This window comes from Paenibacillus lautus, from assembly GCF_050482385.1.
GTDB lineage: Bacteria > Bacillota > Bacilli > Paenibacillales > Paenibacillaceae > Paenibacillus_AQ > Paenibacillus_AQ lautus_B.
Genome location: NZ_JBCNHV010000029.1, coordinates 119,523 through 142,645, shown reverse-complemented (window position 1 = coordinate 142,645; position 23,123 = coordinate 119,523). Strand labels below are relative to the sequence as shown.

Below are 23,123 nucleotides of genomic sequence, written 5' to 3'. Positions count from 1 at the left end.
AACCCGAAAAAGGTGACGAATGATGACGAATGAACGTTTATTGAAGCGAACCATTGTAAAAGAAGTGATTGAAAGCAAGTTTCTGCAGGAGAATCGAACGCTGCGCATTTACCTTCCTCCCGGATACAATGAAATTCTCAGCTATCCTGTCGTTTACTGTCAGGATGGAGAGGAATTTTTCAATTTTGGTCGCATCGCGACTTGGGCCAACCAGCTCATTCTCGAAGAAGGCGTGGAGCCGTTCATCATTGTAGGCGTGGAAGTGAACACCAAAGTTCGCACCGAGGAGTACGCGCCATTCGGCAACCGTTTCGATGCTTATCTATCCTGCTTCGCCGAAGAGATTATTCCCTTCGTCGAACAAAAATATCCTGTGCGCAAAGAGCCTGCCGAAAGAGTACTCGCCGGCGACTCCCTTGGCGGAAGCGTCTCCGTGCATCTGGCCTTGCGTTACCCGCATCTCTTTACCCGAATCATCAGCTTGTCTGGCGCCTTCTATGAGAAGTCCCAGAATATGATTAGAGAAGAACGGGATTTGTCCTGGCTCGACATCTATATGATTGTAGGCTTGCAAGAAGACAACTATGCAACCGATACAGGTGTCTATAACTTCGTTGAACTGAATCGTTCAACAAAGGCATTGCTGGAAGAACGGGGTGCCACTATATCCTATTTTGAAAAAGACGGCCGTCACCTTTGGGGATTCTGGCAAAAAGAGCTCCCTGCTGCTCTTATGTACTTCCTGGATTAATCGATGGATTGGCAAAATCCATTGGTTATATAAATGACCTGTTACAGCAAAATTCATTGCCTGTCCCACCCGGGACTTCACGCGTTGCGCTTTAAAGCAGTTAGCAAAAAAGAATACCTTTGAAGCAATCGTTAGCACAAGTTATGCCACTCCTGTTGCTTCACTTCAAAAAAAGATGAACAACCGCGCATTTTTTATGGAATGTGCATTGTTCATCTTTTATGTTCAGCAGCCCGTTCTTCTTGGTATCGCTTTCAATGATTTTCGTCAAAAAAGCGGTGGACTCACCGCTTGTTCGAATCGATTATAGCTTTTCTTTCATGATTTTGTCCAGTAAGATGTCACACCCCGCATCAATTAGCCGATACACCTCATCAAAATTTCCAGTGAAATACGGATCCGGCACCTCGCGCAGCTTTTCATCGGGCAGCAAATCCATAAACTTCAGAATCGCAGCCTGTTCGCCGCCCGCTAACTTGCGCATATTTGCCACATTCGAATCATCCATGCCGATGACGTAATCAAACTTGACGAGGTCCTCGCTTACCACTTTGCGAGCAACCATTCCTTCGTAGCTGATTTGCCAGCTGTCCAGCAGCTTTCGGGTTCCTTCATGGGGAACGTTCCCGATATGCCAATCTCCTGTGCCGGCAGAATCCACGCTGATCTTTTCCTGCAGCCCACGCAGTACAATTTTATGTCGCAGCACCGCTTCCGCCATTGGCGAGCGGCAGATATTGCCCAAACATACAAACAAAACGGATACCATGGTCCTCTCTCCTTCACGCTATAATAAATCGTCATTTTACGAGAAATCCAACTAAATGAGTATTGTTGTTGCTCCCTACCTTCCATTAACCCGAACTGACTTTCTTTCCATTGGCTGCCGCAGGATGACCCTCGTGCAGCAACCTTCTGGGCAATCTCCATTTATAAAGCACGGACAGCATCCGGAATACGATCACCACAACAAACAAAGCCAGCAGTTCCCATGTCTTGGTGGCGACACCAAGGCCAATGGCGACTCCTGCTATCATGGCCCAGACCGCATAGATCTCATCCCGCAGCACCAGCGGTTTCCGCCCTGCCAATAAATCGCGGACCATTCCACCGCCGCTTCCGGTAAGCACAGCAGCCACAATCACCGCGCTCATGGGGTGATTCATTTGCGTAGCATATAAAGCCCCTTGAATCGCAAAGGCAGATAATCCGATCGCATCGAACAGCGCCTCCGTTTTCTTCCAATGCTGGATCAAACCGAGCGGCAGCACAAAGGCTACAAATACTGAAATCATCGCAAGCATGATTAAATCTCCCTGACTCCACAGGGTGGTAACCGGCACGCCGATCAGTACGTTTCTTATAATACCCCCGCCGAAAGCTGTGACTAAACCCAGAACCACAACCCCCAGAATATCGTATTCCTCTTCCATAGCTACAAAAGCTCCGGACATGGCAAACGCAATGGTGCCAATGATACTGAATACGTCAAACACATGCATGTCCAAAATTCAGTTCCCCCGCTCCCCGTCAATTTACATACTACATTGTAGCCGTGCCTATTAAAATTGTGCAAGCATGAAAACTGCTCTATACTAGAATACAATGACAATTCTCTCGAAAAAGGAGGAATTTATAATAATGAGCCATACTCGCGTCCTGATCTTTACAGGTGGGGAGTTGTCACCGCATTTCCTGGATGAGGTTCAAAATGGGGACTTCATTATAGGGGCTGATCGCGGAGCCCTCTACCTGATTGAACATGGGATCAAGCCGGATCTGTCCGTTGGAGACTTTGACTCCATTCCGCCCGGCCAGATGGATCGAATACGCTCTATGAGCGGTAAGGTGATCGACTGTGATCCGATCGATAAAAATTTGACCGACACCGAGCTGGCTTTCGAAATGGCACTGGAGCATTCCCCCAAATCCATCCTGATTCTAGGAGCTACGGGAACGCGCCTGGATCACACGCTGGCTAATATCCATATGCTGATTCGTGGACTCCAACATCATATTCCGTGTTCTATATTAGATGAGAACAATTTTATTACCCTGACGGGCTCCAGCTGCATGGTTGAGAACAAAGGGTTTACATATGTCTCCCTGCTGCCGCTGACTACGGAAGTTACCGGGATCCATCTCGAAGGATTTGAGTACCCGCTTCACGATGCCACATTGCGATTGGGGCAGTCTCTTGGAGTTAGCAATAAGCTGGCCGAGGACAAAGGGACGGTCCGGATTGAAGGCGGCCTGCTCCTTATTATTCAGAGTAAAGACCACTAATCATTACTATTTTGTCATCTTTGATGCAGCAATGTTAACAATCGAAATTATTGCCAAAAACCCTTGTATATCAAGGGTTTTTTCTTGTTTCCAAGCCATCTTTTTCATCTAATTCTTAATTTTTTGTAACTTTTAATGATATTTTAATAATACGCTTTCATTTCATGCGGCCCAAGGGTTTGCGCTGATTATCCAAAATATAGTCGGTTTCAAATCTGATATACTCGGTTCATCGCAAAAACAAAAACTGCTTGGAGGTAATAACAACATGAATCGACAACTTTGGATTAAGAAGGCCGTAGTAATCAGCTTGAGCGCAACTTTGGGTGTAGGAGCAGTTCTTACTGTTGCACCACCGGCTCCTGTAGAAGCAGCATCGGTAAGCACAGGAACTCAAGTCGTTAACTTTGGTAAACAATATATGGGAACACCTTATAAATTCGGAGCATCCACGTCCACGACAAGAGTGTTTGATTGCTCTTCCTTTATGAAGCATATCTTTAAAAAATACGGCGTAAATCTGCCACGCACATCCGCTGCCCAATCCAAAGTCGGTAAGGCTGTATCAAAATCGAACCTGAGAGCCGGCGATTTGATATTCTTCTCGAGCGGAAGCCGCGCAAATGGTAGAAACGTAACACACGTAGCCGTTTATATGGGCAACAACAAAATTTTGCACACTTACGGCAAGCCTGGCGTAACGATCTCCAGCCTGTCAGGCAACTGGAGCAAGACTTACCTGAAAGCCCGCCGCGTGCTGTAGTTCATTACTCCACTTTTCACTATCGAACGAAATCAAAGACCGTCTTCCACTCACGGAAGGCGGTCTTTTTTGCTTGCAGCATTGATTTCTTCCTGCGATAACAGTTTATATCCAGTCCCTCGAATCGTACGCAGCAGCTTTTGTTTGCGCCCTCTATCGATTTTCTCTCTTAGATGAAGAATATAGACATCCACCACGTTGGTACCCGTATGAAAATCAAAATCCCACACCTGTTTTAAAATCTCCTCACGCGTGCATACCTGCCCCTGTCTTCTAGCCAAGAACAACAGCAGATCATATTCGCGATGAGTCAGCTCCACCGGTTCATTTTCCCTGGATACACTGCGGCTTAGAGGATCGATCACCAAATCTCCAATTTGAATGGCTTCTTCCTGTTCCATGCGACTTGTCTGAAAAAGTTTCAACAGATTGGCAATCCGCGCCAACAGCTCTCTTGTATCTCTGTCATCAGGGATATAGTCGTGGGCACCTGCCTCCAATGCCTGAATGGCTTCATCAGAACCGTCATTTCCAATCACGATGATCGGGATCTGTTCCCTTTTGCCTGTCAGCCGCTCCACGAGATTGAATTGACTCATCCCCGGTAGTCTGCTGTCAATAAGCAGCAAGTCTGCGCTTGAGCGCTGCAAAATGGCGACTACTTCCGAATAATTCATGGCATGCGTTACCTCATAACCCGTCTGTTCTAATATCTCAATAACCGTCTGAGTCCGATCCTGATTGTCAGCCGCGATCAGTATTACTTTCTCCACGGGTTCTCCCCCGCTTTCAACACTTAATAATGTAAGTATGTCTGATTCATCCTACTTTCACTCCTGCTTTATCCCGAAAGATGCTGGAATCACCTACGATTTCCGTAGAATTACATCTTATCTCCGGAGTGACGCTATTTTTATAATGGGATATAAGAATAGGAAAGGGGGATATCTTCACTGCTCAGCTCATCAACAAATGATGGAGGAGGAAAATGACATGCGCAACAAACTCGTAGCATGGCCTCTTGTCGTAGCCATGCTGATATCCATTTTGTTCACAACCGCCGGACCTCCCGCTGTGGCTGCAGCCGCAGACGAAACAAACCTCTCCCTCGGCAAAGCCGTAACAGCAAGTGGTCAATCCCAAACCTACGAGCCAGCTAACGTTAACGATGGCAATCAAGGTTCGTACTGGGAAAGCACCAATCATGCCTTTCCGCAGTGGATTCAAGTCGATCTCGGTGCTGACACAAGCATCAACCGGATCGTCCTTAAACTACCTGCCACCTGGGAATCACGGACACAAACGTTAACCGTACAAGGCAGCTCAAACGGTTCGACATTCTCAAATATCGCGGATTCGGCCGATTATGAATTCAACCCGTCTACAGCAGGAAACTCGGTAACTATCCGTTTTGACGAAGCGAGCACGCGATATGTTCGCCTGACCGTAACCAGTAACACGACTTGGCCGGCAGCGCAGTTGTCTGAGTTTGAAATTTATGGACCATCGGTCTCTCCGCCAACACCTCCAACGGGTAACAATATCGCCAGCGGCAAACCGATTACCGCCTCCTCAAGCACCTTCACGTATGTAGCAACCCATGCTAACGACAGCGACATTCAAACCTACTGGGAAGGCGGAAGCAATCCAAGCTCCTTGACGCTCGACTTGGGAACCGATCACGATGTCACCTCCATCGTGCTGAAGCTGAATCCCTCTTCAGCGTGGAGTACGCGCACCCAAACCATACAAGTGCTTGGACATGACCAGAGCACAACCAATTTTAGTAATTTGGTATCGGCTCAGTCTTATACATTCAATCCCTCGTCCGGCAACTTTGTGACGATTCCAGTAACGGCGACCGTGAAACGTCTTCAATTGAACATAACGTCCAATTCCGGCGCACCGGCAGGGCAGATTGCGGAATTGGAAGTTTACGGCACACCCGCACAGAATCCGGACCTGACCATTACGGATATGTCCTGGACTCCTGCTTCCCCGATTGAAAACGATGACATTACACTGCGTGCTACAGTTAAAAACATTGGGGACTTGGAAGCTGGGGCTACGACGGTCAATTTTTACTTAAATGGTTCCAAAGCAGGTTCCTCCCCGGTTGGTCCGCTTGCGGCAGGAGCATCCACCACGGTAACGCTCCAAGCAGGAACCAAACCGGCTGCATCGTATTCCATCAGTGCCAAAGTGGATGAGGATAACAAAATCATAGAACAGAATAAAGGGAATAACAGCTATTCGCATGTGTCCCCTCTGGTTATTGCTCCCGTTGAAAGCTCCGATTTGGTGGGAACGGTACACTGGACACCCTCCACACCAGTCGCAGGGAATGCAGTGGCCTTTACCGTAAATCTTCAGAATCAAGGAAACAAGACCTCTGCAAGCGGCCCCCACGCGATTTCCGTTGCGCTGAAGAATCCGGCCGGTTCAACGATCCAAACCTTCACCGGAAGCTATCAAGGCGCGCTCGCTGCTGGTGCCTCCGCCAACGTCAATATTCCGGGCACATGGACAGCGGCAAATGGCAGCTATACGTTAACAACCACCGTGGCACCAGATGCTAATGAAGAACCGGTCAAACGGGAGAACAACGTCAGCCAGGCCAATCTCACCGTATATTCCTCCCGCGGCGCCAGCATGCCATATACACGTTATGATACGGATGATGCAATACGCGGCGGCGGTGCATTGCTGAAGACCGCTCCGACATTCGATCAAGCACTGACAGCATCAGAAGCATCCGGCCAACGTTATGTGGCTCTTCCCTCTAACGGGTCCAATCTGGAATGGACGGTTAGACAAGGTGAAGGTGGTGCCGGCGTAACCATGCGCTATACGATGCCGGATTCATCTAACGGCATGGGATTGACCGGCTCCCTCGACGTTTATGTGAACGGCACGAAGAAAAAGACCATTCCATTGACTTCCTACTACAGCTGGCAATATTTCTCCAGCGATCATCCTGCAGATGAGCCTGGTGGAGGACGCCCTCTCTTCCGGTTCGATGAAGTACACTGGAAGATGGATACGCCCCTCCAGCCGGGAGACAAAATTCGTATTCAGAAGTCCAATGCCGATAACCTGGAATATGGCGTTGATTTTATCGAAATCGAGCCGGTCCCTGCGGCAATCGCTCGTCCGGCAAATTCGGTATCCGTAACGGATTTTGGTGCAACCCCGAACGACGGCCAAGATGACCTATCGGCGTTTGAAGCTGCCGTACAGGCTGCCGCTTCATCAGGTAAAACCTTATACATTCCTGAAGGGACATTCCATTTGGGCAACATGTGGAAGATTGGATCAGTTGGCAATATGATTGATGACCTCAAAATCATGGGGGCAGGCATCTGGCATACGAACATTCAATTTACCAACCCGAATGCGGCTTCCGGCGGGATCTCGCTCCGGATCACGGGCCAGCTGGATTTCAGCCATATCTACCTCAACTCCAATCTGCGGTCACGTTATAATCAAAATGCAATCTACAAGGGATTTATGGATAACTTCGGCACCAACTCCAAAATTCACAATGTGTGGGTCGAGCATTTTGAGTGTGGGTTCTGGGTAGGCGATTATGCGCATACCCCAGCCATTATCGCGGAAGGACTGATTATTGAGAATAGCCGGATTCGCAATAACCTGGCGGATGGAGTCAATTTTGCCCAGGGGACCAGCCATTCGACTGTTCGCAACAGCAGCATTCGAAATAACGGCGACGATGGTCTCGCCGTCTGGACGAGTAACGTAAATGGCGCACCTGCGGGCGTTAACAACACCTTCTCTTATAACACCATCGAAAATAACTGGCGTGCAGCAGCCATCGCTTTCTTTGGGGGAAGCGGTCACAAGGCCACTCATAATCTGATTGTTGACACCGTAGGAGGATCCGGTATTCGAATGAATACGGTGTTCCCGGGATACCATTTCCAGAACAATACCGGCATTCTGTTCTCCGATACAACGATCATTGGGAGTGGAACCAGTAAAGACCTGTACAATGGGGAGCGCGGCGCAATCGATCTGGAAGCATCGAATGATGCAATCCGCAATGTCACGTTCACCAACATCGATATCCTGAACACCCAGCGCAGTGCCGTTCAGCTTGGTTATGGCGGCGGTTTTCAGAACATCGTATTTAACAACATCAATATCGACGGTACAGGACTTGATGGGATAACATCCTCGAGGTTCTCGAATCCTCATCCGGGTGCGGCGATTTACACATATACGGGTAATGGGTCGGCAACATTTAACAATCTAACAACGCAAAATATCGCACATCCTGATCTGTATTTCATTCAGAACGGCTTTCAATTGATCGTGCAATAATCCGGCTTCAATATCAAAAGGAGGAGTCCTGTGCGACTCCTCCTTTTGTGCGTTTACACATTGTTGATGGAACACTTTGCTATAGTCCTTGTAACTAACCACCAACGTATTGATTATACAGCGACCTGGCCTTGGCAATATCCGACGTGCCATGTACCAAGGTTCTACCGTCCCGGAATATAACCAAACGATGTGGATTCACCTGATAGATGATCATATACGGCGTTGCGGTTGCTTTTCCTTGATGGAGGCTGTTTAATCGATCGGCCATTTCATCCAGCTGAAGCTGCAGCGGTCTGGCTGGTCTGATCTGTACCGTATCCCTGCCGCACAACACTTCGCTTTTATCAGCATGTTCAGCCGTCAAATAAGGATATTCCGGATGCTCACCACATGTGAGGCAGTCCGATTTTTTCGCTCGGTCCACGCCAAACTCCACCCGTTCATTACGCCATAAATCAAATGACAGCATCTTTCTTCTAAGAGCATGTCGGTGTCCTGACAAAAGCTTCATCGCTTCCATCGTTTGGTGGGCAACGACCACCTGTACCGCTTGCGGAAGAATTCCGTTAATGTCGCAGGTGTCACCACCCAAGGGAATCGTTCCAAGCAGACAGTTCAAGCATGGCGTCTCTCCCGGCAAGAATGTGTAACTCATGCCTGAACTTCCCACGCAGCCTCCGTAAATCCACGGGATTCCATGCTTAAAACCGATGTCGTTAAGGATCAGCCGGGTCCCGAAATTATCGGTAGCATCCATCATCAAATCAACGCCTTGACAGAGTACCGACAGTTCCTGGGCACGTACATCCATAACGATACCATCTACGATACCATCCGAATTAATTTCGGATAACCGTTTAGCCGCTGCTACGGCCTTCGGCAATCGATCGACCGCATCCTGTTCGGTAAACAGCTGCTGACGCTGCAGATTGCTCCATTCCACGTAATCCCGATCCACGATCGTTACATGCCCGACACCTGCGCGAACCAAAGTTTCAGCTATAGCGCTTCCCAGCGCCCCAGCACCAAGAACGAGCACGTGACTGTCCCGGAGGCGGAGCTGGCCCTCTTTTCCAAATGGCGTAAAGCGCTCTTGCCTAGAATACCGATCCTCTCGTTCCCTATTCATGGTTACACCACGGTCCGGGGACCCCGAGGCTGCCATGAAGAGAGGCTGTGTACGATTTACTTCCTCCCTGTTATCGCTTAAACCAAACATGAATTTACCTCCGATCAATATCTGCAAATCTTCTAACAAAAGATGACGTTCACGAAGTTTTTTTGACGACGACCCATGATTGAAAATACCCATCCCACGAAGAGGATGGGCTGTTTAACTATTGCAACCTAATACAATCTAGTATTCAGCGCCTTCTCCAATATACCGCGATGACGCAAAATCCAGGCCGCACTCCGCGCCCTCCAGGCAATCCCCCATAGAAGGCCTTCCGTTTTCGGCGTGACTTGCAACTCGATCGCTTCCTCTGCCGTTTCTCGAACGACCACCTCAACAATCATCTCAAAGAGGGAGACCCTACTAGTTGGATCGAGGCCATATGCGTCAACCAATAGACGGAGCTGTCTTGCACGAACCTCTGCATTTGGCAAACCAACCCTTTCAGCTACATCATCATCATGCAGCTGCGGAAAGAGCCAACATACGCGGGCTAGTTCAACAAACGGATGTACAGGGCCAGCGTATTCCCAGTCAATTAATGCAATCGGCATTCCATCACGGGTAACCATATTCCAAGGTGCAATATCACCATGGCTGTACACAACCCCGTCGTCACCCAATTTACGCAGGAACCACGGCTTCCAGACAAACCCGGGTTGCAGTTTAAATGTAGCCGAAGCGTCATGAAGCTGCCGTAATAATTGTCCTACTTCGATGATGCCTTTGTCGCTCCATGGTCCGGGATGAACAAATTCGCCTTCGATATAACTTAACATCTCTTGGCCTTTCTCATTACATCCTGAACCTATAATATCCGGAATCGATGTGAACCCTGATTGCCTCAAATGCCTCAACAAAGAGTGTACAGCCGGAGTCCAAGCTCCGGCTGGGCGGTACACAATCTGGCCCCGCCGTACAACCGACTTTTCAGGAGAGAGCATGACGTCTTCTCCCTGATTTAAGTTATTTTCCGAATTCATTTTAGTACGACTCCCTTTCAGAAGGGAATTACGGGTTCATGGGGCTATGGATGCGAATCCCCTTCATATAATGATGCCCCGATGGATAAGTCCATGTCTTCCATCAACATCTCCTCCGTTCGTTTCAGGTTGTTTCTAGCATATCATAAATGCACTTATACCATAAAACATAAAGCACAAGGCATATACCATACGATATAGGATATACGATATACGATATACGATATACGATATAATCAAACCAATAAACCGTAACCGTTGCCCCATTTTGCGGATATACATAAGGAGGACAGGCAGCATCTGCCCATCCTCCTTATGGAATACGAATAAATTCATTCTAATCAGGGTTTCATATATCCTGGCAGAGAGCAGGATTGTGATCCTAATATGAATCAGGAATTCTGGTTGGACCAGTCTTCGACGTTCCAGATCTTGGTCACCCAATCCTCATAAAACTCAGGTTCGTGGGAAACCAGCAGGATTGTGCCTTTATATTCTTTCAAAGCACGTCTTAGTTCTTCCTTAGCCACAACATCAAGGTGGTTCGTCGGTTCGTCAAACAGAATCCAGTTGCTTTCGCGCATCAGAAGTTTACACAGACGGACCTTGGCTTGCTCTCCGCCGCTAAGTGCCTTCAATGGTCGGGTAATATGCTCGTTTTTGAGCCCGCAGCGAGCAAGCGCTGCACGAACCTCGTGCTGGTTCAAATGTGAGAATTCGTTCCACACATCATCAATCGGTGTAATATTCCCTGGACGTACTTCCTGCTCAAAATAAGCAGGCACCAGGAAATCCCCTTGATACGTCTTCCCGGAGAGCGCCGGGATTTTGCCTAATATGGTCTTCAGCAGCGTTGATTTACCTACGCCATTACAGCCAACAATGGCAATTTTCTCTCCTCGCTCGATCAGGATATTCATTTTGGGGAGCAATGGTCGATCATATCCGATCTCAAAGTCGATCCCCTCGAATACCGTTTTACCACTGGCACGGGATTCCTTGAAGTTAAACACGGGTTTAGCTGCTTCCTCGGGGCGGTCAATCCGCTCCATACGATCCAGCTGCTTCTCCCGGCTTTTCGCTCGGCCAGAGGTGGAGTAACGGGCCTTGTTCCGCTGAATGAAGTCTTCCTGTTTCTTGATGAATTCCTGCTGCTTCTCGTAAGCATCAATATGCTGGTTCTTATTGATATCGGCCATTTCCAGGAACTTCTCATAGTTCGCTGTATAGCGAGTTAATTTCGCAAATTCCAAATGATAGATCACATCCACCACCTGGTTCATAAATTCCGTATCATGAGATATCAAAATGAAAGCATATGGGTATTGCTTCAAATATTGAGTGAGCCAATCAATATGCTCAACATCCAGATAGTTGGTGGGCTCGTCCAACAACAGTACATTGGGCTTCTCCAGAAGAAGCTTCGCAAGCAATACTTTGGTACGCTGTCCCCCGCTTAATGTGGCTACATCGCGATCCAAGCCAATGACGGATAACCCAAGACCATTCGCCATCTCTTCAACCTTTACGTCCAACATGTAGAAATCCCCGATATCCAGCTGCTCCTGAATTTCACCCATTTGTTCGAGCAGCAGCTCCAACTCTTCGGGAGAAGCATCACTCATCTTATTGGTGATCTCCATCATTTCTTTTTCCAGCTCCAGCAGAGGCAGGAAGGCATCCTTCAACACATCGCGAACCGTTTTGCCAGGTGTCAGCTTGGTGTGCTGATCCAGGTATCCGTACCGGATCTTCGGTGTCCACTCCACCTTGCCGCTGTCTTTTAACAGCTGCCCGGTCAAAATATTCATTAGTGTTGATTTGCCTACGCCGTTTGCTCCAACCAAACCAACATGTTCGCCTGCCAACAAACGAAAGGATACATTCTTAAATAGAGTACGTTCCCCGAAATTATGCGATACGTTCTCTACAGTCAATAAACTCATGGCTATAGTAACTCCTGTCTGTATAAAATGAACTTATTTCATGTTAATTTAGCGAAATATAAACAGTCAAGAGTTTATTGTATCACATCCTGGAGTCCGGCAGAAACCATAACTTTCAGAGATTATAGAACACCGGGATTAGAACAGCTTTTCTCCTGATAACCGGCTGCCGCTGCCTCCTTGGCACTCGGAAACACTTCTTCCACGCGATAGTTGTATTGGCAGACATCACGATAATAATATTTGAGCCCCCTGTTATCCACCCCTCCGAAATAGACCGGAGCTTTAACGAGTCTGCCGCCTCCAAGGGCATAGTTATTATAATACTGATCGCCCAGGGGAATGCCTTGAATAAACGCCATCATACCGATATCATCCATCGTATTCACCCACTCTTCCTGGGATATCAACGGAAGCGCGAACGTATAGGATACTCCGTTTCGGAGCGCCACTTGGTTGTGCCGCTGTATGTAATAAGCAAGATGATCTTGAACGGTATTCACAATCGTGATCCGCCTGACTTGTTCAAACCTATCTTTATCTTCCAACAAAGCTACACCCGTCCTGCCAGTCAGATCCTCCCGAAAACCAGAGTGCCAGATGGAGGAACCTCCACCTGATTCATACACCTTAACGAAGGAATCCAAAGTAAACTGGATGCTGTTGCCCCTGCCATCATTCCAGGCATAAGGAATTTTGGGTGTCCATCTGTGCTCCATGAGCTCCTCCCCATACGCGTTGGTGAAGGTTTGCGACACATACATATAATACCCGTCATAATCCAGAACAACGATAGCAGGAATATACCACCACAGGGCAGCCTTCGCAGCGGGATCATCCGCTATTCCCATATTGATATACAGCGTCCGGGAAAAGGACTCCAGCGCTCGCTCTTTGTCCGCACGCATAAATTTCAAAGAATCATATGCCGACTCTTTGTCCTGGATCTCATTATCGTTCAGCATCATCCCGCCGTCTTGGACGGCTGTGCGCAGCGCAGCCGAATATTTCATCTCTACGTACCGGACATCCTCCAGACTCTCGGCACGCATGCCCAGGATGAGAAACATGGGGAAAAAGACGGCGGTGAATACGATGGCAAGATCAGTAATCTTCATTCAGAACCAAGCCTCCGTAAGGGAATGCGATTGCTGCTTTTCCACCTGAATTTGATCCAGTCAGCGCATCAAACATGATCAGTCCGGGGGTTCGATTCAGAGAACTGACACTTACTTGGAAGTGATCTCCGGCCGTTAAGCGGTATCGGCGCCTGTCATCGTGTTTATCAACATTCGACTCCGGGAACAAATATCCCATAACATCTTCCTGATAGTAAGCATCATATACGACGGAATAACGGTTCAGGAATGTTCCAGGATCTGAAGGATCCGCATATTCCGGGTGGTACTTCTTGTGATGGTGCTCCATCTCCACATTGTAAATGTTCCCGGTGGCTGCCAGCTCTTGCAGGAAGTCATTGTACATAATCGGAGTAATATACCCCTTCGTACGAACACTGTCCACGAATTTGGTGACGGATTGATAAACAACGAGTCGTGACAGATCATCCTGTCTTCTGGCCATCTCGCCTGCGGGAACCAAGTACAGCAGAAGAAGTGCCAGAAAGGCAGCAAACCATTTCGAAACCGAGTTTGACATTGTTGTTACCTCACTTTAACAAACTGGATGCTCTCCACATCTCCATCGATTCTCCGAACGTACTCCGTAGCATAACGGGCGTTCATATCAATGATCGAAAGATCCAGCTCCTCCGGATTACTTCCAGATCGGAATAGTGCTCCATCCACATACATATTGAAGCCGCCTGCTTGAACCTCTCGCAGCGTGAATAATACTTCGCTTCCCTTATAAATGAGCTTCCTGTTCTCGTTCGTCATCTCTACGGTGATCACACCGGCATGCTGCTCCTGAGTCATTTTACCCGCTGCTGATATACCGCCATCGACCATCGTCTGAATATGGAATGCATACAGGGCTGCGCCAAGAAATAATGCCACCCCTGCTGCCAATTCAAGTGCGCTTATCGTTTGTTCACGCAAGGCAAGTCACCTTTCCATTCATAACTATTGATCGAACTTGATGCCTCTGATCACGTTGGAATCATCCTTAACGATGGTGGCTTTAAATTTCCCGCTTGGATTGACGTACTCTGGGCTTTTCTCATCCATAACGTATTCGATATTCCCTTGTCTTGAATCCGGATTAGGAATCGAACCGTCCTTCTCCAACACATTGCCGTACCATTGACCTGCTTTATTTTTCCCTGTTGCTATGAAAACGCCAAATTGATCCTTGTCCTTATATTTGCGCAGTGCGTTTGTCACCTGAGAACCGCTGATGGTTGTTCCGTCATACACGGTAAATGCTGCCTGGGACAGCTCTGTCTGAATATCTGAAAAATTATTTTGAGCGGTTTTGGTTGCCTCCTGCGCCGAGATAAACAAAATAACAACAATGGTAATCAGAGCAATGGTCAGAAATATACCTGCTGCAACCTTTAAAGCGGATGATGCATTATTCATTGAAATCTCCCTCATTCTCTCAATTATTTTTTGATCCTATGAATCATGATTCCAGTTGAGCAATCCTCGTATCGTTATAAACGTTGAATTTGCTCATAATACGTCTCCATCTGGGAGAAACTCATGCCGATTAGCGGGATGACAAGATACATAAAGATCAACGCATACATCGGAGTAAAACCGATCATTCGCCCCCATGCGGCCTTCGTATCGATCATCGCTTCATACTCATGCTTGCGCTGCTCGAAACTGAATATCATTTCTCCATCGAGGTCATCAAAAACATCCTTGATCGGTACTTTATCTACCGCAAGCAGCAGCTTGTCCACCAGCCGCTGAAATTCAGGAAACCAGACGTCATCCTTCAGCTCCAGCAATGCCAACTGTGCGCCATGTTCGTAATGAAGCAAGCTTTTTTGAATGGGAATCTTAAAAATAACGGCAAACCGATTAAGCCATTCTAAGATGCCCTCAACCGAGATGCGCTCCATTCCGCGCAATATGGATATGACCGTCTGAAATTGATAAATTTCATGCCGCATTTCCATATTGCGTACTTTCCGGTGAAAATGCAGCAGCCATAATGGCGCCGCATATGCAGCCACACCTGCCAGAAAGGATAAGAGCAACTCCCACCATTTCAAATACTCGCTATCATAGCGCTGGAGTTTAGTCATAATTCGATCGGTTGTGATCTCAACTTGTTCCTTGGTCAATCCAATAGGGTCTGTCTCACTGACCATTTGTTTGATCTGATCATCGGTTACATCTGGCGACATACGCAATTGTTCAATAAGCAGCCGATCACGCTCAACCGTTTCTTCTGCCTGACGACGCTCGATCTCATTCATCTGGCCGAACAGGGAATGGTTCAGGAAAACGGGGACATACAGCAGATGATGTTTTGCCTGCACATGCAGGCCTGCTGCCAGCGATAACGCCAGGAAGAAAGCCAGGAGGAAGAACGTCACCCTTCTGATATAGAGCCACTCGAACTTGATTCTCGCGTTACTTTCCTTTAGTAATCGTACCTGCCTGTCATATTTCACCGTACCGGGTGTCGGAGCCATCACCTTCACAAGCCAGCGCATAACAGGAATTCGGTACATCCTTTCTTCCAAGGTCATCTTCTGAACCTCTGCGCGGTAATCCGTTTCTCGATTTTGCTGGAGCTTCTGAAGCAAGATATAAGAAATGAGAATAATGACATAAATCGATATCTTGGTCACAAAACCGAGCTTACTCATATAAAACTCATCCATCGACGGAAAACTGCTTCTGGCCCAGCGTTCAATCGGTTTGGTGAAAAAGACCGGTGCCAACGCAATCACATTCAAACCCTTCATTAAATAATCCAGCTTGTCTCTGCGCAATATTTCCAACTGGATCTCCTTCGTTAATCCGCTTAGTCCATGCAGATAGATAGAGCCTTGTTTTCTCGCATGATCGCCAAACTCCATGACCAGATGTGAAATACCCGCAAATGCTTTAAGATATCGGTTCGGCGCTACCTCATAATATCTCTCCAGCTCGTCATCAGGATCGTTGGATACCAAGGCATTGTAGATCCGATGGGCATGCATAGAGATTTCATGTCCAGAAGTCTCCGCCCCCTCGTACAAAGCTTCCTCTACCATTCCATGCTGCTGATAGTGGTGGCGGACGGAGGAGAACAATTCAACCGATTGGATAAGTATTTTTCGTTCCAGTCGGTTAATGAACATCTCAACGAGCATATTGTTAATAACCGCTGCTGCGAGAATAACAATGATAATAAACCCCAAGTCCGGATGACTCCATATAAGAAGCATGGCGGTTAACCCGATCGTACCGGTAATCGCTAGGGCTAGCCTCACTGTTTCAAACCGGAGTGATATTTCGTCGTACGGATGCAGGATCGCGATCCGCTGTCTGATCCGTTTAAGATAGGCTTTGATTAGCGGGAGCTTCATTCCATACATATAGGCCAATTGAAACCATTGCCGGTACATCCCCCGCAATGATCTTACCTCGCCCGCATCCACCTTGACGGAAGTTACCTCACGATACCCTCGTCTCCTGTTCATCCACGACATGATACCGAATGTGATGGAAAACAGAGCCAGAGATATGATTAATATCAGTGTTAACACATCTTTAGAGGTCACTTTGTTCCCCCCAACCCGAAGCCAGAAACACTCTGAATTCTTCGGCATCTTCCGGATGCATCTGCTCCGTCATTTCACGAACACTGCTTTCGGATAACTTGGCGGCAGCGATATAGGCACCGTCCCGGTATTCAATCACATTACGGGAAACGAAATAACTTACTTCGTTCAATCTCCGCATATGTTCTGCACTTAGCTGAAAATACTCCTCCATGCTGCTCTTCCAGCGGTTTTCTGAAGTTCCCTCGAATGGTGGCAGGGATCCCTTCTCAACCGGGATGCACTCGGTAATACGCTCTATGTAACGGTTACCGTAAGCGTCTCTTCGTAGATGAATATCAAAGTTGATCACGCTGACCACCTGCTGCTCCGCAATATGCTCTTGCCTGAAAACGCCGCTCTTGAGCAAGGAGTTGCGCAAGGATTGTACAAGGTCTTTGAATGTCTTGGCATGATGGGTAAACACGGTAAACAAACTTGCCACTTGAGACATCTGTATCATCCATGAAGCTACCTCGTCACTGGCAACCTCACCAAGAATATTAACGGTACCGTCCGTTTTCTTCTGCAGATCCAGACCGGCCTGCCCACTAATATGCTCGGTTTCTCTGAAGCTGAGAATATTCCGGCGGCTGTAAATTTTCCTTAAATGCAGCTCAAAGGCCATCTCCTGAACCCGAAGAGTATAAGACGCATAAATATGACCCACCATCGCCATGAGCAGCGTTGTTTTTCCGGAACCCTGAGCACCGGTGATTGCCGTAATCCGGCTGCCTTTCATTAAATACCTCAACAAACCGATAACCAATTCCGAGCCGTCTCCCGTAATTAACTGATCCAGCGAAGCCTTGGGCAGATCAAACTTGCGGACAAAGAACGCCCAGGACTCGGCAAATGGGGGCCGAACCACAACGACCCTGGAGCCATCCTTCATCTCATTCACTTTATAACCGCTGGCTTCTGAAAGCTGCCCGGGATGATTGTATTTGTATATGTTTTGACATACCCTCTTAAGTTCTAGCATCGAACCAAACGATAAAAAAGCTAGATGCAGCGACACCCCTCGATAAAAAATCCACACACTCTCACAGCCTGTTGCAGGCGATTCGGTATGGGAAAAACTTAACCCCAAGAACTCATCCTGGGAGTGGAAAATATCCTGCCCGCTGTCACGATTAACAGGAATGCCACTAACGCCGCCACTGATCCCGTCGATCCGTTGATCCCTGATTTCATCCACAACGGAAAAGCCTTTGTACTGCTGATAAATGCGCTGGACGACGATGTCAAGCTTCTCCGGAAACAAGAGCGTACGCTGCTCCGACTCATAGATATATGCGATGTCCTCCGCGGTAACCGCATAGACGCTGCCCTCTCCATAACCTGGAATCACGCGCGGCCCTGCAAGATCATACGTCTCAAGTAGTACAGATAAAGCATCCTCTCCGTGCCTCTGCTTATACAGATATAATATGATCTCAAATTGATCCTGGGCTGTTAACTCGGTCAGATTTTCGAACGGAATGGCTGCATGAATGTTGGATTCGTTCAAACCTAGATCTCTGACCAGCAGCTGCTTTAAAAAATCCTTTACATATGCTTTATCCAGCACATCTCCGGATACGCAGCCCTTGAGGGCACTCCTCAATTCGCTTCGCTTGTTCAGCCTGCGGCGATACTCCTCTTCGTGCAGCCCTAAATCAGACAACTGGCTGTGCGTCAGCTGATGGAGGCTTTCTTTAACAAACGCAGTCATAGCTTCAAGAGAATAGGGGTCTGATCCCCGCGAAATCGTAGCAGCCGGTTTTCGGGTATCCAAATAACGCAGATATACAAACAGCAATACAAACAAAATCATGACGATAATCCATATCGTATTCAAGGAATTACCCAAGAGCATGCAGGCCTCCCGCTTTCGAACCGCCGGAAGGAAGGCCAAGGTATTCAGCCGCATCATCCGCCAGATTACGAACCGCATTATACAGAGAGCTCATGCGTTTCAGGTCAGCGCCTCCCCGACTTCGCTGCATATAGGGCATAACTGAACGCATATTCCATGCATCTGTCATCCCGGAACAATACGGAACACCAAGTACCGTCGTCTTGATGCCAAAGCGGCGCTTGATATTTTGCAGTGTACAATGGCTATCCCGATCATATTTGCCGACGATATATAAGCATGCCTTGTCCTTCACTTCAGGAGGTAACCTCTCCTGTTCAAGCGCACTCTCCAGGACATGCAAATTCTGATTCAAACCAACCACGATTAGGTCTGCCGCTCGAAGTATTGCACGATCTGCCACTCTAGGAACTCCATTGCCTGCATCGGCAACCGTGACGTCGTAACTTCGCTTGGAGGACTCCATCACGCTGGTCATAAGTTCCGCCTGTTTCCCGTCCTCCGCATTTCTTGCCGCATGTATAGCATTGGCAGTCATCGGTTTTGGTCCACATAAAAGATCGAGCCGATCAGACAGAAGCGGCAAGGTATAATTGCGCACATTCTCCGGGCTCAGTCGCCCGCTTGCACGAAGACGTTCCAAGGCATCCATTCCGGTATCTTGAAATGCCGTCATATAATCTAATGATTCCTGTTTATAGGTAAAGGCTTGCTCCACTCGTTCCCCTGCATGTCCACCATGGGCGAGCAGCACTTTGACCTGATATTCAAGCGCCAATACGATAGGTAAGCTCGAGGCCAACATCGTACTGCCACTGCCGCTCTTCAAGGGACTCCATACAGCAATCAGACTCATGCATGCCTCCTTCCTGCTTGCCGAAGCGCCCGGCGAATATGCCGCTGCTCCATTTCCGTTAAAAGGCGGAGAAGTTCGGTAAGCGATCGTTTATACTGTCTGGACAATGGCTTGATGCCCAATCTTCCTGCATGTTCATTTTTTATTTTCAAGGCGAAAAACAATTCATCCCACGGCATTTTCACGGGTGGACCCAGCCATTGAATCCGGCTGTCTTCCAGATAGCCTTCAATATAGGTTTCATCCATCAAATCTTCAATGACCTGAACATATACCCGATGGAAAGGCGGTAGCGGATCATCTGTTCTTGAAGCTCTCAGTTCATCAAGCAAAGCCGTACTCTTGCGCAGGCCTGTTACCTCGAACCCGCTAACCCAAACATGGGCATCTGCTGTATCCCACTGAATCTTGTCCAGGAACTCCGATTTCTCCACGTCCATGACGATATAGTCATATTTCTTCTCGTCAGTTTCCTCCAGATAGTCCATCAGCGACGTATAGTTATTAAATCCGGTTGCCACGTCGAATCCGGCAAACTCCATAACCGGCAGCTTCGGATGCATCACGCCTATGCAATGTTTGTACTTCGCATCAATCGCACCATCCACGAGCAGTACTCTGTTGTCTCCATTGGCTAATATTTTGCACATGTAGAGGAGCATGTCGCTCTTATCACAGATGCCTGTAAATATCCATGTCTTCACTTTGATTACACTCCTTCACTTACCATCTGTTCTTCAGGGTTTGCCTTGTCTTACTAAGGACTTGAGAATATCAACTCCGCTTCTGGTGATTCCTTATCACTGCTATTCTGGGATTCTGGCGAGCCGGAAGATCCCAAAATCTGCTCTGCTTCTGAATCCCGCTCTTCACGGAGCGGAGTCTCTATATTGGTCTCATCGTCAGAACGGATGTCAGCGGTATTCCATTCCGTATCCGTTGAAGATTTCGCTTGGGGGCTTATGTTGGACGCAGAACTCCAGGAGTCCGGACTCCTTGCACCGCTAGCGAAGATCGAATTAGGATGCATATCGGATACCTGAGCCTGCTGATTCGGCTGAAGCTTCTTTAAATCCTCTTCCAGCGTGCTTCGCAACGTTACCTCGAAAAACTTCTCAGCTTTCTTCACAATATTCGGGTTGCTTGCAATCAGCTTCGTAACTTCAGCGTTCGGAGGATAGTTAGGAATTGCTCTATCTTGCAGCTCCGGCTCTACATAGGTGAGTGCATATAGCGTTGCATCATGCAGATAAGCATCCACCAAAGCGCTGGAGAGCAATAAAATCTCCTGTTCGCTTAATGTCGTCCAAAACGCTGGATTTTGAAGCTTGTCGATCTTCTTCTTCGATAAAATGATGTAATCCTGTCCGGTCGGAAACTGAACCCTTACATCAATTACATCCCCTTGGCGTAAATTGCTTGGCAAATATACGGACTTCATCTCCCGATGACGGAGATCAGACGGTGTCGGCTCTTCTTCAAAGAGCATCGAGCGGGTAATCGGTGTTCCCTGCAGCAGCTCGATCTTGGCCCCCTTCCCTGCGATCTCTTCCTTGACCGAGAACAGATTGCCGGAAGAACCGTCATCAGGCAGACGCACTTCCTTAATATCCTTCGCATCGATGAAATGACCAGGCGGAATATCTTTCAACGGGACCCATGCAACCTTCATTGAATTTAGCTGCTGCAGCTGCGTCTCTTCAAGTTCCGTGATTCGCTGCTCGTATTTCGTACGCTCTACACTCTGCTGCTCTTTATAACCGTGCACATAATACATCATTGTGCCAGCACATACGGCACCCGTTACGGCTGCGCCGGCAAGTCCAGCAAATATCAGTTTGCGGCTGCGCCTCCTGATAATCGGCATTGCTTCATCTCCTTCAGTTCATATGCAGTTAATTCTTTAGAAACCTGAATCTTCGCTTCCTTTCTGCCGGCGGCAAATAGTCCTGAAATAACTGTGCAAATGCCTCCCGACTGCTGTCCGGTACTTCAAAAGGGTCCAATTGCAGGGGCAAAGAATACACTTTATTCGTCCCTAGCGTTCTTCTCATCTCTTGAATCGTTTCTTCTCCTGCGAGAGGCAGTGCATAGATCCTGGCCGGCTGTGGGTGTCTGGACAGCATCCGGGCCAACGTCACTAAGTCATGCTGTCGCCACTCCGCTCCTGATCCGATAACGACAGGCAGATCGGCCCGAAGGAACTCCTCAAGCCGTTCGCTGTCCCGGTATGCTCCCAAATCCAACACAACCGCATCGTAGCTGCCTCCGAGCAGCGAAATAACTTCCGTTCTGGCCGTTTGCCGCCAAAAGTGAATCCCGTTGATTTCGAATTTTCGGATAGCCCCAAGCTTCCCGCCCTCGGCAATTTCCTGAATCCGGGTAAAGGCTGTGGATTTTGCGCTCATTTCCACGATCGCTACCTTCCCGTACCTTGAAGCCAAGTAATGACCAAATGCAATACAGCTATGCGTTGTTCCTACACCGGACGATGCCCCCAATACGGCCGTTACAAGCGTCCCGGCTAGCGTGTTGGACTGAACACCCGCTATATTCGCAGTAATCGACTGCTGCCTGTTAAGTGCTGAACGAACCTCTACCGTGGATTGATATCGGTGCTCCGGAGCATACTGCAGCAGCTTTCGGATAACGGGCACAAGCTCTCTTGGTAAATCGCCACGAATATGACGCTCCACGCCCGTTATCCATTCACTGAATTTGCCGCTAGTTGAGAGATAAAGCAGAAGCGCGCCAAGCCCATACAGGTCCGATCTCGCATCGCTTTGCCTTCCTCCGTATTGCTCCGGCGCTGCAAATCCAACCGTGCCTAGCTTGACCGTATCCTCGCGACCCTCCTGTTTATAACTTCTCGCGATTCCAAAATCGATGAGTCTAACCTCCAACTGATCGGTCAGCATAATGTTCGATGGCTTTAAATCTCGGAATATAACCTGAGGTTCGTGATGATGGAGATACTCCAGAACATCCAGCAGTTGCTCGGTCAGTTCCATAATGAAGTCCGGATTCACATTTCCCCGATATCCCCGGAAGTACTTCTCCAATGTCATGCCCTGAATATAATCCATAACTAAATAGGTGTAGCCGGTATCCTGAACATGAAAAAAATCGACAATACGGGGCAGCCGCGGGTGACTGAGTTTAATCAGAAGCTGTGCCTCATCCTGAACGGCGCGCTGCATACCGGGTTCAGACAAGCTCTCTTTCACTGCCCATTTCTTCCCGGGCAGCTTCAGATCCTCGGCTAGATATACGCAGCTCATGCCCCCTTCACCAATTACGCGGTCAATCACGTAACGCTCGCCCAACACTTCCCCATGTACCAATCTGCAAGGCTGATTCATGTCAATGCCCTCTCCTCTGACTTACAAGCACAACAAAAAAAGGAAAGCACTCCGCCCATCACTGA

20 protein-coding genes are annotated in these 23,123 nt (G+C 48.1%); 4 read left to right on the top strand and 16 right to left on the bottom strand.

Going from position 1 to position 23,123, the window contains the following annotated elements; all coding sequences use genetic code 11:
- The first annotated feature begins 22 nt into the window (after positions 1-22).
- Positions 23-751 (top strand): alpha/beta hydrolase, encoded by a 729-nt coding sequence (locus ABEW73_RS30395; protein WP_430165304.1) that lies wholly within the window; start codon positions 23-25, stop codon positions 749-751.
- A gap of 304 nt (positions 752-1,055) precedes the next feature.
- On the opposite strand, the gene ABEW73_RS30390 is transcribed toward ABEW73_RS30395, so the two are convergent.
- Both ABEW73_RS30390 and ABEW73_RS30385 read right to left on the bottom strand, forming a co-directional pair.
- Positions 1,056-1,520, bottom strand: a complete 465-nt coding sequence (locus tag ABEW73_RS30390) for a low molecular weight protein-tyrosine-phosphatase (protein ID WP_430165307.1) — start codon at positions 1,518-1,520, stop codon at positions 1,056-1,058.
- Between the two features lie 85 nt (positions 1,521-1,605).
- Positions 1,606-2,253 (bottom strand): trimeric intracellular cation channel family protein, encoded by a 648-nt coding sequence (locus ABEW73_RS30385; protein WP_430165628.1) that lies wholly within the window; start codon positions 2,251-2,253, stop codon positions 1,606-1,608.
- A 139-nt stretch (positions 2,254-2,392) separates the two neighbouring features.
- Between ABEW73_RS30385 and ABEW73_RS30380 the strand changes: the two genes are divergently transcribed.
- Positions 2,393-3,037: a thiamine diphosphokinase gene (locus ABEW73_RS30380; RefSeq protein WP_430165310.1), complete on the top strand. Its 645-nt coding sequence runs from the start codon at positions 2,393-2,395 to the stop codon at positions 3,035-3,037.
- Positions 3,038-3,305: 268 nt separating this feature from the next.
- Positions 3,306-3,800, top strand: coding sequence for a C40 family peptidase (locus tag ABEW73_RS30375; RefSeq protein ID WP_430165312.1), 495 nt, complete (start codon positions 3,306-3,308; stop codon positions 3,798-3,800).
- A gap of 50 nt (positions 3,801-3,850) precedes the next feature.
- Here the strand turns inward: ABEW73_RS30375 and ABEW73_RS30370 are convergent, their stop codons facing one another.
- Positions 3,851-4,573: a response regulator transcription factor gene (locus ABEW73_RS30370; protein WP_430165314.1), complete on the bottom strand. Its 723-nt coding sequence runs from the start codon at positions 4,571-4,573 to the stop codon at positions 3,851-3,853.
- Between the two features lie 220 nt (positions 4,574-4,793).
- Between ABEW73_RS30370 and ABEW73_RS30365 the strand changes: the two genes are divergently transcribed.
- On the top strand, positions 4,794-8,144 hold the full coding sequence (locus ABEW73_RS30365; protein WP_430165317.1) for a discoidin domain-containing protein: 3,351 nt from the start codon (positions 4,794-4,796) through the stop codon (positions 8,142-8,144).
- 94 nt (positions 8,145-8,238) lie between these two features.
- On the opposite strand, the gene ABEW73_RS30360 is transcribed toward ABEW73_RS30365, so the two are convergent.
- The 13 genes from ABEW73_RS30360 to ABEW73_RS30300 all read right to left on the bottom strand — a co-directional run bounded on the left by ABEW73_RS30360 (position 8,239) and on the right by ABEW73_RS30300 (position 23,058).
- On the bottom strand, positions 8,239-9,312 hold the full coding sequence (locus ABEW73_RS30360) for a ThiF family adenylyltransferase (protein ID WP_430165631.1): 1,074 nt from the start codon (positions 9,310-9,312) through the stop codon (positions 8,239-8,241).
- Positions 9,313-9,494: 182 nt separating this feature from the next.
- Positions 9,495-10,304: an aminoglycoside phosphotransferase family protein gene (locus ABEW73_RS30355; protein ID WP_430165320.1), complete on the bottom strand. Its 810-nt coding sequence runs from the start codon at positions 10,302-10,304 to the stop codon at positions 9,495-9,497.
- Between the two features lie 392 nt (positions 10,305-10,696).
- Positions 10,697-12,250: an ABC-F family ATP-binding cassette domain-containing protein gene (locus ABEW73_RS30350; RefSeq protein WP_076321167.1), complete on the bottom strand. Its 1,554-nt coding sequence runs from the start codon at positions 12,248-12,250 to the stop codon at positions 10,697-10,699.
- Between the two features lie 122 nt (positions 12,251-12,372).
- A complete protein-coding gene (locus ABEW73_RS30345) occupies positions 12,373-13,368 on the bottom strand; it encodes a hypothetical protein (protein ID WP_430165323.1) in 996 nt (331 codons plus the stop codon).
- Positions 13,355-13,909 (bottom strand): hypothetical protein, encoded by a 555-nt coding sequence (locus tag ABEW73_RS30340; protein WP_098743283.1) that lies wholly within the window; start codon positions 13,907-13,909, stop codon positions 13,355-13,357. Before ABEW73_RS30340 ends, ABEW73_RS30345 begins: the two co-directional genes overlap by 14 nt.
- Positions 13,910-13,914: 5 nt before the next feature.
- Positions 13,915-14,310 (bottom strand): hypothetical protein, encoded by a 396-nt coding sequence (locus tag ABEW73_RS30335; RefSeq protein ID WP_430165327.1) that lies wholly within the window; start codon positions 14,308-14,310, stop codon positions 13,915-13,917.
- A 24-nt stretch (positions 14,311-14,334) separates the two neighbouring features.
- Complete coding sequence (locus ABEW73_RS30330) at positions 14,335-14,793, bottom strand: ABC transporter permease (protein WP_430165330.1); 459 nt, start codon at positions 14,791-14,793, stop codon at positions 14,335-14,337.
- 74 nt (positions 14,794-14,867) lie between these two features.
- Positions 14,868-16,940 carry a hypothetical protein gene (locus tag ABEW73_RS30325; RefSeq protein WP_430165332.1) on the bottom strand — a complete coding sequence of 691 codons (2,073 nt, stop codon included), beginning with the start codon at positions 16,938-16,940 and terminating at the stop codon, positions 14,868-14,870.
- Positions 16,930-18,840, bottom strand: a complete 1,911-nt coding sequence (locus tag ABEW73_RS30320) for an ATPase, T2SS/T4P/T4SS family (protein ID WP_430165335.1) — start codon at positions 18,838-18,840, stop codon at positions 16,930-16,932. Before ABEW73_RS30320 ends, ABEW73_RS30325 begins: the two co-directional genes overlap by 11 nt.
- Positions 18,827-19,696, bottom strand: a complete 870-nt coding sequence (locus ABEW73_RS30315; protein WP_430165338.1) for a hypothetical protein — start codon at positions 19,694-19,696, stop codon at positions 18,827-18,829. Before ABEW73_RS30315 ends, ABEW73_RS30320 begins: the two co-directional genes overlap by 14 nt.
- Complete coding sequence (locus ABEW73_RS30310) at positions 19,693-20,400, bottom strand: hypothetical protein (RefSeq protein WP_430165341.1); 708 nt, start codon at positions 20,398-20,400, stop codon at positions 19,693-19,695. Before ABEW73_RS30310 ends, ABEW73_RS30315 begins: the two co-directional genes overlap by 4 nt.
- Positions 20,401-20,453: 53 nt before the next feature.
- On the bottom strand, positions 20,454-21,563 hold the full coding sequence (locus ABEW73_RS30305; RefSeq protein ID WP_430165344.1) for an SAF domain-containing protein: 1,110 nt from the start codon (positions 21,561-21,563) through the stop codon (positions 20,454-20,456).
- Between the two features lie 28 nt (positions 21,564-21,591).
- A complete protein-coding gene (locus ABEW73_RS30300) occupies positions 21,592-23,058 on the bottom strand; it encodes a serine/threonine protein kinase (protein ID WP_430165347.1) in 1,467 nt (488 codons plus the stop codon).
- Positions 23,059-23,123: the final 65 nt, after the last annotated feature.

What these genes read in the sequence shown, in the direction of transcription:
- ABEW73_RS30395 (WP_430165304.1), top strand. Translation starts at nt 23, where the DNA reads ATGACGAATGAACGTTTATTGAAGCGAACCATTGTAAAAGAAGTGATT.
- ABEW73_RS30390 (WP_430165307.1), bottom strand. Translation starts at nt 1,520, where the DNA reads ATGGTATCCGTTTTGTTTGTATGTTTGGGCAATATCTGCCGCTCGCCA.
- ABEW73_RS30385 (WP_430165628.1), bottom strand. Translation starts at nt 2,253, where the DNA reads ATGCATGTGTTTGACGTATTCAGTATCATTGGCACCATTGCGTTTGCC.
- ABEW73_RS30380 (WP_430165310.1), top strand. Translation starts at nt 2,393, where the DNA reads ATGAGCCATACTCGCGTCCTGATCTTTACAGGTGGGGAGTTGTCACCG.
- ABEW73_RS30375 (WP_430165312.1), top strand. Translation starts at nt 3,306, where the DNA reads ATGAATCGACAACTTTGGATTAAGAAGGCCGTAGTAATCAGCTTGAGC.
- ABEW73_RS30365 (WP_430165317.1), top strand. Translation starts at nt 4,794, where the DNA reads ATGCGCAACAAACTCGTAGCATGGCCTCTTGTCGTAGCCATGCTGATA.
- ABEW73_RS30360 (WP_430165631.1), bottom strand. Translation starts at nt 9,312, where the DNA reads ATGGCAGCCTCGGGGTCCCCGGACCGTGGTGTAACCATGAATAGGGAA.
- ABEW73_RS30355 (WP_430165320.1), bottom strand. Translation starts at nt 10,304, where the DNA reads ATGAATTCGGAAAATAACTTAAATCAGGGAGAAGACGTCATGCTCTCT.
- ABEW73_RS30350 (WP_076321167.1), bottom strand. Translation starts at nt 12,250, where the DNA reads ATGAGTTTATTGACTGTAGAGAACGTATCGCATAATTTCGGGGAACGT.
- ABEW73_RS30345 (WP_430165323.1), bottom strand. Translation starts at nt 13,368, where the DNA reads ATGAAGATTACTGATCTTGCCATCGTATTCACCGCCGTCTTTTTCCCC.
- ABEW73_RS30340 (WP_098743283.1), bottom strand. Translation starts at nt 13,909, where the DNA reads ATGTCAAACTCGGTTTCGAAATGGTTTGCTGCCTTTCTGGCACTTCTT.
- ABEW73_RS30330 (WP_430165330.1), bottom strand. Translation starts at nt 14,793, where the DNA reads ATGAATAATGCATCATCCGCTTTAAAGGTTGCAGCAGGTATATTTCTG.
- ABEW73_RS30320 (WP_430165335.1), bottom strand. Translation starts at nt 18,840, where the DNA reads ATGCTCTTGGGTAATTCCTTGAATACGATATGGATTATCGTCATGATT.
- ABEW73_RS30315 (WP_430165338.1), bottom strand. Translation starts at nt 19,696, where the DNA reads ATGAGTCTGATTGCTGTATGGAGTCCCTTGAAGAGCGGCAGTGGCAGT.
- ABEW73_RS30305 (WP_430165344.1), bottom strand. Translation starts at nt 21,563, where the DNA reads ATGCCGATTATCAGGAGGCGCAGCCGCAAACTGATATTTGCTGGACTT.
- ABEW73_RS30300 (WP_430165347.1), bottom strand. Translation starts at nt 23,058, where the DNA reads ATGAATCAGCCTTGCAGATTGGTACATGGGGAAGTGTTGGGCGAGCGT.